This is a genomic window from Streptosporangium minutum (assembly GCF_002149035.1).
Classification (GTDB): domain Bacteria; phylum Actinomycetota; class Actinomycetes; order Streptosporangiales; family Streptosporangiaceae; genus Streptosporangium; species Streptosporangium minutum.
Window position 1 is genome coordinate 19,022 of sequence record NZ_NGFP01000117.1, and the last position, 9,591, is coordinate 28,612.

The 9,591-nt window shown below is 72.1% G+C and carries 7 protein-coding genes; 3 read left to right on the forward strand and 4 right to left on the reverse strand.

Annotation, left to right across the window (positions count from 1 at the left end; genetic code table 11):
* Nucleotides 1-290 precede the first annotated feature (290 nt).
* A complete protein-coding gene (rph, locus tag CA984_RS24105; RefSeq protein ID WP_242676135.1) occupies nucleotides 291-2,888 on the forward strand; it encodes a rifamycin-inactivating phosphotransferase in 2,598 nt (865 codons plus the stop codon).
* A 262-nt stretch (nucleotides 2,889-3,150) separates the two neighbouring features.
* A complete protein-coding gene (locus tag CA984_RS24110) occupies nucleotides 3,151-3,453 on the forward strand; it encodes a hypothetical protein (RefSeq protein ID WP_086575839.1) in 303 nt (100 codons plus the stop codon).
* A 187-nt stretch (nucleotides 3,454-3,640) separates the two neighbouring features.
* Here the strand turns inward: CA984_RS24110 and CA984_RS24115 are convergent, their stop codons facing one another.
* Genes CA984_RS24115 through CA984_RS24125 form a run of 3 tightly spaced genes read right to left on the reverse strand, consistent with a single transcriptional unit; the run spans nucleotide 3,641 to nucleotide 7,940 of the window.
* The gene (locus tag CA984_RS24115) at nucleotides 3,641-4,078 is read right to left on the reverse strand and encodes a hypothetical protein (protein ID WP_086575840.1); all 438 of its coding nucleotides are present in this window, start codon (nucleotides 4,076-4,078) and stop codon (nucleotides 3,641-3,643) included.
* Nucleotides 4,079-4,118: 40 nt separating this feature from the next.
* Nucleotides 4,119-6,755, reverse strand: coding sequence for a multicopper oxidase domain-containing protein (locus tag CA984_RS24120; protein WP_086575841.1), 2,637 nt, complete (start codon nucleotides 6,753-6,755; stop codon nucleotides 4,119-4,121).
* 6 nt (nucleotides 6,756-6,761) lie between these two features.
* On the reverse strand, nucleotides 6,762-7,940 hold the full coding sequence (locus CA984_RS24125; protein WP_207621010.1) for a hypothetical protein: 1,179 nt from the start codon (nucleotides 7,938-7,940) through the stop codon (nucleotides 6,762-6,764).
* Between the two features lie 278 nt (nucleotides 7,941-8,218).
* Between CA984_RS24125 and CA984_RS24130 the strand changes: the two genes are divergently transcribed.
* Nucleotides 8,219-8,629 carry a pyridoxamine 5'-phosphate oxidase family protein gene (locus CA984_RS24130; protein ID WP_086575842.1) on the forward strand — a complete coding sequence of 137 codons (411 nt, stop codon included), beginning with the start codon at nucleotides 8,219-8,221 and terminating at the stop codon, nucleotides 8,627-8,629.
* Nucleotides 8,630-8,714: 85 nt separating this feature from the next.
* Here CA984_RS24130 and CA984_RS24135 read toward each other — a convergent pair.
* Nucleotides 8,715-9,591, reverse strand: an 877-nt coding sequence (locus CA984_RS24135) for a radical SAM/SPASM domain-containing protein (protein WP_086575843.1), incomplete at its 5' end; no start/stop codon positions are given.

The following is a 9,591-nucleotide window of genomic DNA, read 5'->3' on the forward strand; positions in this document are numbered from 1 at the left end:
GTCGAGCGCCTCGGCCAGGTGCCGGCAGGTCACAGGCGCAGCGCTACGGCTGCGGGTCGGGCGCGGAGCAAGGGACAGGCGGGGCCACCGTCCGGGGTGGTCGTGAAGCGCGGGGTGCGCGACCAGGCGCTCCAGGGCTTCCCCGGCCGCGGTGGTCACTTCCACCGCGCGGACTTCCCGCCACTTTCACTTTATATCAGCTTCGCGCGCCTCATGAGGCGCCAGAAAGTGCTTCATACTGCCCGTTGCGAACCGACCCGACGGACGATGGAGCAACGGAATTGGGCTACGTGCTGGGTTTCGAGGAGATCGACTCGACGAATGTCGCAGACGTCGGCGGAAAGGGGGTGCACCTGGGCGAGCTCTCGCGGATCAACGGCATCCGCGTGCCGGACGGCTTCTGCGTCACGACGGACGCCTTCCAGCGGGTCGTGGCCGAGGCGCCGTCGATCGACGCTCAGCTCGACCTGCTGTCGCGCGTGGAACCGGACGACCACGCGGCGATCCGTACCCTGAGCGCCGATATCCGCCGCGTCGTCGAAGGCGCCGTGATTCCCGACGACATTGTGGCAGCGATCAGCGAATCACTCGCCCGGCTCGGGGAGCAGGCCTCCTACGCGGTGCGTTCCAGCGCGACGGCCGAGGACCTGCCGACGGCGTCCTTCGCCGGCCAGCAGGACTCGTACCTGAACATCGCGGGCCTGCCGGCGATCCTTCGGCACGTCCGGAGGTGCTGGGCCTCGCTGTTCACCGAGCGGGCAGTGACCTACCGGCGCCGTAACGGCTTCGACCACCGCAAGGTACGGATGGCCGTGGTCGTGCAGCAGATGGTGTTCCCGGACGCGGCCGGGATCCTCTTCACCGCGGACCCCGTGACCTCGAACCGGAAGGTCGCCACTGTGGAAGCCGGCTGGGGGCTCGGCGAGGCGCTTGTCTCCGGTCTGGTCACCGGGGACGTCTACACCGTGCGCGACGATCAGGTCGTCACCACAGCGGTCGCCGCCAAGCCGCGGTCCGTCCAGGCGTCACCGGGAGGCGGTACCCGGGACGCACCGGTCGAACCGCAGCGGCAGACGCAGCCGGCTCTGACGGATGAGCAGGTCGTGCGCCTGGTGCGGCTGGGCCGGCGCATCGAAGCGCACTTCGGCAGGCCCCAGGACATCGAATGGTGCCTGGCCGGCGATGACTTCCACATCGTCCAGAGCCGACCGATCACCACCCTGTTCCCCGTCCCCAGGACCGATGACCAGGAGAACCATGTCTACGTCTCCGTCGGTCACCAGCAGATGATGACCGACGCGATGAAGCCGCTGGGACTCTCCCTGTGGCAGCTGACGACCCCACGGCCGATGCACGAGGCCGGCGGACGGTTGTTCGTCGACGTGGCCCCCCTCCTGGCGACGCCCGCGGGTCGCGCGAACCTCCTCGGGACCCTGGGGAAGTCCGACCCACTGATCCGGGACGCGCTACAGACCGTCCTCGACCGCGGCGACTTCATCCGCTCGCTTCCGGACGAAGATCCCATCGCCGCACCCGCCGGTGACCCACCCGCCCCKATCGAGACCGATCCGGCCGTTGTCACCCAGCTGATCCGACACAGTCAGGCGTCCGTCGCCACCCTGCGGAGCGAGATCCAGACTCTGTCCGGGCCGGCGCTGCTCGACTTCATCCTGGCCGACATCGCAGAGCTGAGGCGCGTCCTGTTCTCTCCGCAGAGCTTCCAGGTGATCATGGCGGGGATGGAGGCGACCTGGTGGCTCAATGACCACCTGGAGGCGTGGCTGGGCGAGAAGAACGCGGCCGACGCGCTCACGCAATCCGTCCCCCACAACATCACGTCGGAGATGGGGCTGGCGCTCCTCGACGTCGCGGACACAATCCGACCGCACGCGGACGTCGTGACGTTCTTGCACCGCGTCGTGGACGAAGGCCGGGAGGGCGACGGCTTCCTGGACGAGCTGGCCGGGCTGGCCGGCGGACGGGAGGCACGTGACGCCATCCGGGGCTACCTCGACGAGTACGGCATGCGCTGCGCGGGCGAGATCGACATCACCAGAACGCGCTGGAGCGAGCATCCCGCCACGCTCGTGCCCACCATCCTCGGCAACATCAAGAACTTCGAGCCGGGCGCCGGCAAGCGACACTTCGAACAAGGACGCCAAGAGGCACGCCGGAAAGAACAGGAACTGCTGACGCGATTGCGCGCCCTGCCCCACGGGGAGCAGAAGGCCGAGGAGACCAAGCGGATGATCGACCGCGTCCGCACCTTCGCCGGATACCGGGAGTACCCCAAGTACGGCATGGTCAGCCGCTACTTCGCCTACAAGCAGGCGTTGCTGCGGGAAGCCGATCGCCTCGTCCGCACCGGCACCCTGCGCGAGAAGGAAGACATCTTCTTCCTCCGGTTCCCGGAGTTGCAGGAAGTCGTGCGCACCGACGACGTGGACGCCGAACTCATCGTGGAAAGGCGGGAGGCGTTCCGGTCGTACGAGGCGCTCACACCGCCCCGGGTCCTCACATCGGACGGCGAGGCCATCACCGGCCGGTACCGGCGTGACGACGCCCCGCCCGGCGCGCTGGTCGGCCTCCCGGTCTCGGCCGGGACCGTCGAGGGCCGTGCCCGGGTCGTCATGGACATGGCGCAGGCCGACCTTGAGGCGGGTGACATCCTGGTCACCGCCTACACCGACCCCAGCTGGACCCCCCTGTTCGTCACCGTCGCCGGACTGGTGACGGAGGTGGGCGGCCTTATGACGCACGGGGCGGTGATCGCGCGGGAGTACGGCTTGCCGGCCGTCGTGGGTGTGGAGCAGGCCACCCGGCTGATCCGGGACGGGCAGCGGATCCGCGTTCACGGAACCGACGGGTACGTCGAGATCCTCGCCTGAACCGTCGCCTCGGACCCGGGACTCCAGCACTTGATGGTGCGCCGTCCAGCGACAATTCGCGACAGTCGAACAGGCGACCTCACCGGTATCGGCTCCGGTGACGCGCGCTCCCGCGGTTCGCGGTAACGTCGTGATCAGTTTCTCCGAGCGGCAAGGTCGCTTTCGGTCCCGGTATATCGTGCGCGAAGTCGGAGGTGATCACGGTGCATCCGGTCCCATGACAGCCCCAGCCCGGGGCGTCACGGAGCCGAAAGGTGACCGTATGAGCAAGACCGACAAGACCCGGCCCTGGTGGGTGCGGATGGCCGACGCGCCGATGACGACCTGCCTGCCCGTACATGATCATCGGTTCGGGCCGTGCAGCCTGCCGGACGAGATCACCGCCGACAGCGCGTCCCTGAGCCGCCGCACGGGCGGCTGTCACTGGAGCGCCACCGCCTACGCCTACCACCTGTTCGGTTACGGCGACGGGGGCCGGGAGTGGCACTGCTTCCGGCGCGAAGAGCGCCGCCGCAGCCGTCACCAGGCACGCCGCGAGCTGCGCGCCTATCACGGCGAAGACTGAAAGGAAGACTGGAAGAAGGCGGAGGGCCGGATATCAGCGGGCGCTGCCCCTTTCCCCGTCCGGCCGGGGCGGGGAAAGGGCGGGGGCGTCACGCACGGCCACTGATCAGTGTCGACGAGTCCGCCGCTGCGGCGGACTCGGGCCTGACAGCCGCCGGCGGGTGAGCACTCATGGCTACCGGGCCTTTTCAGGTGGCCGGTAGCGCGGTGGCCAGCAGCACCACGCCGACCGACCCGACCAGCGCCGCCAGCGCCGTCGCCCGCGCGAAGCCGGGACGCCCCGCGCCGGTGGCCCACCCGTGCAGACCCGCCGCGACCATGACCGCGCAGAACAACGCCAGCTTCGCCGCCAGGATCCGCCCGTAACCCGGCTCGGCCAGCGACGCCCACGTGACCCCCTTGTGCCAGGCGATGGCCACCCCGCTGCCCAGCTGCACGGGAAGGAACACCGCCCCGGTGAACATCCCGAACCGCCGGCCCACCGCCCGCATCACCTGCTCGCGCCGCTCACCGTCCAGCAGCCGCCGCGCCAGCGGCAACACCACCAGCGAGACCGTCAGCTGCCCGCCGACCCACAGCGCCGCCGACAACACGTGCAGGAACCGCACCACCGACCACCACGTCACCGCGCACCCACCTCCATCGGCACCGGCCGCTCTGCGGACCTCACGGCGCGTCCACCTCGAACAGACCGTGCGCCCCGCCCTCGGCCTGACGCATCGTGTGGTCCACCACCGGATACCTGCCCGGCTCGGGGAAGACCAGCTCGACGAACCCGCCCTGCGCCGGCGCCAGGTCCAGCACCTGCGCGCCCCCCGCATCACCCTCGCGCAGCAGGTAGGCGCCCTCCTTGTAGACGGTGTCGAACGGCGCCCCCACCACGTGCAGCGCCGTACCCGAGCTCGGCCCGGCGGCCACCGCCCAGATCCGCACCCGCTCACCCGCCTTCGCCGCCAGCGGCGCATGATCATAACCGGCCGCGGTGCCGTTGAACATCCACCCGTCCGGACGGCCCTCGCGGATCTTGGTGACCTGTGCGTCGCTGCCCGGCTCACCCAGGTACAGCTCCCCCTGGACCAGCAGGAACTCCCGATCCACCTGCGACAGGTTCGGCGGATCGATGACCACCGCTCCGTACATGCCGCCTGCGATGTGCTGCGTCATCGGCATCGTCGAGCAGTGGTACAGCCACGCCCCCGCGTGCTCGGCGCGGAACCGGTAGGTCAGCCGCTCACCCGGCTGGATCGTGCGCATCACCCCGTCCGGCGCGTTCGCCCCGGCGTGGAAGTCGATGCCGTGCCCCATCGTGCCGCCGTTGACGAACGTCACCGTGAACACATCGCCCACCGTGCCGCGCAGCACCGGCCCGGGCACGGTCCCGTTGAACGTCCACATTCGCTGCCGCACGCCGGGCGCGACCTCCAGGACCGCCCTGTCGTCCACCCGGATCTCCACCTCGTGCTCGGCGCCGCCGGGCGCGGGCGCCAACACCGCGTCGTACGGCTTCCACCCCGGCGACATGGGCGCGGCCAGGTCCAGGCCGGTCTGACCGGTGCCGGTCACCGGGCCGCCGTTCCCGTCGGGGGATGTCGCCTGTCCGGCCGAACCGTGCGCGCCGTGCCCGGTAACGGTGCCGGGCCGGGCGAGCGCGCCGGTGGGCACGATTCGCATCGTCATGCCCGCCGCCCGGTGCCCGGCCACGGTGCACCAGCCGTCGACCGCCTCGCCGAGTGGGGCGAGCGTCAGTATCGCGCTCTTGCCCGCTCCCAGCAGCGGGGTGCGTTCCCCGGTGGCCAGTCGCAGGTCGTGCCGTTGGGCGTCGGTGTTGGTGACGCGCAGCGTCAGCACGGTGCCCCGCGCGGCCTCGATCACCGCAGGTCGGACCCGCATGCCCGAAAGCGTGACCTCGACCGTCCGAGTGCCGGTGGCGACAACGGTGGTGGCGGGGCTGGAGCCTCCGGTGACGGAGACGACGACCGCGGCGGCCGTCAGCAGGCACCCGGCCATCACCCCGGCCAGCGCGGGCGAGGCGAGCGCCCGGCGTTCAGGGTGCTCGACCGTCCAGGCCCGCGCCAGGGCGGTCACGGCCAGCACGACGAACGCCGCGGCCGATGCCAGCACCAAGGCCCAGCCCAGCAGGGCCAGCGGCCGCGGCACCGGCAGCGCCAGCAGCGGCACGCCGACGTTGAGTGCGGCCAGGCGGACCGCCCAGCCGCGCTCCAGCAGCGCCATGTTCTCCTTGAACCGGGCCGGGCCTCCGCCCAGTACCGCCGGTAGCAAGTGCAGCAGCGAGCCCAGCAGCACCTGGCCGACGAACCCGGCCAGCACCAGCGGCAGCAGCGGCTCCAGCGCGGCGGCCACCTCGCCCGCCGGGCGGGTGACCACGATCACCGCGTCGGCGACGAGCACGATCTCGAACCAGACGACGCCGGCGGCCAGCGTCCAGGCCGCCCCGGTGTGCGGGCGGCGCGCGCGCACCGCCTCGGTCAGCGGCAGCAGCGCAGCCAGCGCACCGGCCGCGTACGCCGCCAGCCCGGCCGCCGCCAGCCAGCGCAGATCCGCCAGCAGGCCGCCGGTCAGCAGCGCCAGCCCGGGCGCGGCCAGTCGCAGCCCGGTCAGGGAGGCCTTGCGGGTGCGCTCCGGCATGCGGGTGCGGAGCACGGTCGGCCAGAGCGTGAACAGCGTGCCGAGCACGGTCAGGCCGATCCAGCCGAGCAGGTTCACCTGGGCGTGCGCGGCGTGCAACCGCTCGTGCGTGGCTCCGTGGCCGACGTGGGCGGCCAGCAGGCCGCCGAGGACGCCGCCGGTCGCCAGCGCCCCGGCCCCGCACACGTACCAGGCGATGACGTGGCGGAACCGGCTGGGCAGCGCCTGCCGCGTCAGCCGTACCAGCGCGGCGGCGTGCCAGAGCACGACGGCCACGATCACCCCCGCCCCGGTCACCGCCACCGCCGCGGGACCGGCGGCCATGCCGTACAGCACGGCCGCCGTCGCGGTGTTGAGCAGGGCGAGCCGGGCCAGGCTCCAGCGCGGATCCGGTGTGCGGGCGCGCAGCAGCGCGACGGCGAAGTGCTCGCTCCAGATCAGGATCGCGGTGCTGACCGCACCCAGCAGGAAAACATGGATCAGCAGCCAGCGCGGCGCCGGCAGCCCCTCGCCGGCCAGCGCGGTCGCGACCGTCAATCCCAGCCAGACCACCACGAGCGCGTTGGCCCGCAGGTGCCAGGGGGCACGGCGGCGCACCGGCCCGGGGAGTGGCCTGGCCGGCGGGCCCTTCTCGATACGCACCTCGACCGGTGTCACCTCGGGTCACCTTCCCATCGATGCCCGGCGCCCCAGCCACACCAGCGTGGCGGCGCACCCGGCGAACACGAGCAGAGCTATCTCGGCGAGCAGCCCACCGGCGGTGCGCACCGCGTCGGCGGCGGCCAGATCCCCTGCGAAGCGGACCGCCACGGCTGTGTGCAGCAGCGCCAGCGGCACGTACAGCACCGGCCGGTACGGCAGGCTCATCCGCAGCACGGCCGGCAGGATCATCGGGGCGTGCCCGAACACCATCGACATGACGAATCCCAGGAACAGGGCGTGCAGCGCCGCGTCGTACAGGTGGGACCCGGCCGTCAAGCCGGTGGCCGCCCACAGGACCCCGGCCGCCGCGAGCCAGCCGTATCCGGCCAGCAGGCACACTGCCGCATACCGGGGCAGGCCGTGGCCGCGGACGGTACGGCGGGCGATGTCGTGCCAGGCCAGCCAGGCCGCCACCGCCGCCATCCCCACCCCGGCCACCCGCGCCCCCGCACCTGGCGCCCACACCGAACAGACCGCCCCGGCGCCGAGTACCACGGCGGCCGCCATCAGCCCGTCCGACGCCCCCCGCCGCAGGAACGCCACGTGGGCCAGCTCCAGCCGCTCCCCGGCGATGGTCAGCACGTGGAACGCGGCGAACCACACCACCAGCTCCGGCACCGGCCGCCCGCCCAGCCAGAGCAGCCCGGCCGCGTACCAGGCCAGTGCCCCGGCCAGTTGTACGAGCGTCTCGCGGCTGAGGCGCCGGCCCAGCAACGCCAGATAGATCCCGACCAGCCAGCCGCCGGCGGCGGTCAGCGCCAGCCGGCCCGTCTGCTCGGCCCCGGCCGCCAGCGTCACGGCGCCCAGCGCCGACAGTGCCGGGGCGGTGTAGCCCCAGCGGCTGCGCAGCGCGACCGCCCGCTCCAGGCAGATCAGCGTGCCCAGAAAGCCGAGCGCCATCAGCGGCCCGTGCTGCTCGGCGAACGCCGCCGGCACGGGTACCTCGGTGATCAGCAGCGCGACGCCCCCGTACAGGCCGGCGAGCAGGGCGGCGGCACCGGCCAGCAGCGGGAGCCGGGTGAGCGCGAGGCGGGCGCCGGACGCCGCGGCCCGGGGCGCGGAGCCCGGACCGCCCTCCGGAAACGGGCGGCGCCCAGGAAAGTTCCCGCGGGAGCGCTCCATCATCGGTTCTGCGGCCACGGCCCGGGATCTCTCCACTGATTGTCATGTAGGGGCTTCATTCACGCTAGGCCCCGCCGGCCCGGCACGGACCAGGCTCAAAGACCACCGCCATAGGGACCAAAGTCCTCAGTCGTTCTCTCACCGGACCAACCAGGAGGAGTTTCCGAACCGGCTCGTCTGTCACCGGCGATGGCACCTGGCAGCCGGATGGAAGGGAACGGAAGGGGCATCGGCGCGGGCAGGAGAGGACTTTCGTCCCTGCCCGCACACGCAGCCGATCAGCGATCCTGGAAGGTATGAAACTTGACTCCGCCGGTCTGCAGGTTCTCCTTCCCCAGGAGTGCATGGCTCTGTTGGCGACGGCGCCGATCGGGAGGATCGTCTTCACCGACCGCGCCCTGCCGGCGGTGCAGCCGGTCAACTTCGTGCTGGATGGCACTGACATCGTCATCCGTGCCACGGTCGGCTCCAAACTGGCCGCCGCGACCCGCCGGGCCGTCGTGGCCTTCGAAGCCGACGACTTCGATCCGCAAGGCCGGACCGGCTGGTCGGTGACCGTGGTGGGGCATGCGCGGGCGGTGGACGACCCGCAGGAGGCGGCCCGGCTGGCGGGGTTGCCGCTGACGCCCTGGGCGCCGGGTGAGCGGGACCATTTCATCGTCATCGCGGCCGAGCAGGTCTCCGGCCGCCGGATCACCGGCAGCTGACCCCACCGTCCGTGCCCGGCCTCAACGGGCCGCCGCCTCCGATCGGACGGGGTGGCGGCCCGCTGTCATGTCCCGGCCTCGGCGCTCAAACGGTCGCGCCGAGATACTTCCCCAGGTCCTCCTGGTAGGGGAAGTCGCCGGGCACATACGAGCACCACGGTTCCTCGGCCAGGACGTCGCCGCTGGTGGCGTAGGCCCGGGAGCGGGATCCGCCGCACACGGCGCGGAACTCGCAGGCCCCGCAGCGTCCGGCCAGCAGGCCGGGGTCGCGCAGTGAGGTGAAGACCGGCGAGGTCCGGTAGATCTCCGTCAGCGGTCGGTCGCGGACGTTTCCGGCCGGCAGCGGCAGGAATCCCGACGGGGAGACCTCTCCGGTGTGGGAGACGAACACCAGGCCGCGGCCGGCGCTGACGTCGATCGGGGGGCGGCGGGTGCGGGTGGCGCGGACGAGACCGGCGCGTACGGCGCGCCGGTGCAGGGCGTGGTAGACCGGCCCGAGCCCGAGGGCCTGCACGTGGTCGGCGCCGCGGTCCTGCAGGATGTGCCGCTGGATGGCGATGCGGCGGAAGTGGTGGGCCTCGGTGGCTTTGACGGGGACGGCGGCTCCGATGTCGTAGGCGAAGTTGAGGACGTCCTCGGTCTCGGCGGCGGTCAGCGAGGCCAGGCTGCGGCCCCGGCCGGTGGGGATGAGCAGGAACAGGCTCCACAGCAGCGCTCCCCGGTCGCGCACCAGGCGGGCGATATCGGGCAGGTCCATCAGGTTGGTCTTGGTGACGGTGGTGTTGATCTGCACTTTGAGACCGGCGTCGCGGGCGGCCTGCCAGGAGCGCAGGGTCCGGGTGAAGACGCCGTCGAAACCGCGGAAGCCGTCGTGGCGTCCGGCGGTGGCCCCGTCAAGGCTGAGGGAGATGACCGAGGCGCCGGCGTCGCGCAGGCGGGTGAGGGCGGCGGGGGTGAGGGCG

Coding starts and splice junctions, on each gene's coding strand:
- CA984_RS24110 (WP_086575839.1), top strand. CDS start 3,151: ATGAGCAAGACCGACAAGACCCGGCCCTGGTGGGTGCGGATGGCCGAC.
- CA984_RS24130 (WP_086575842.1), top strand. CDS start 8,219: ATGAAACTTGACTCCGCCGGTCTGCAGGTTCTCCTTCCCCAGGAGTGC.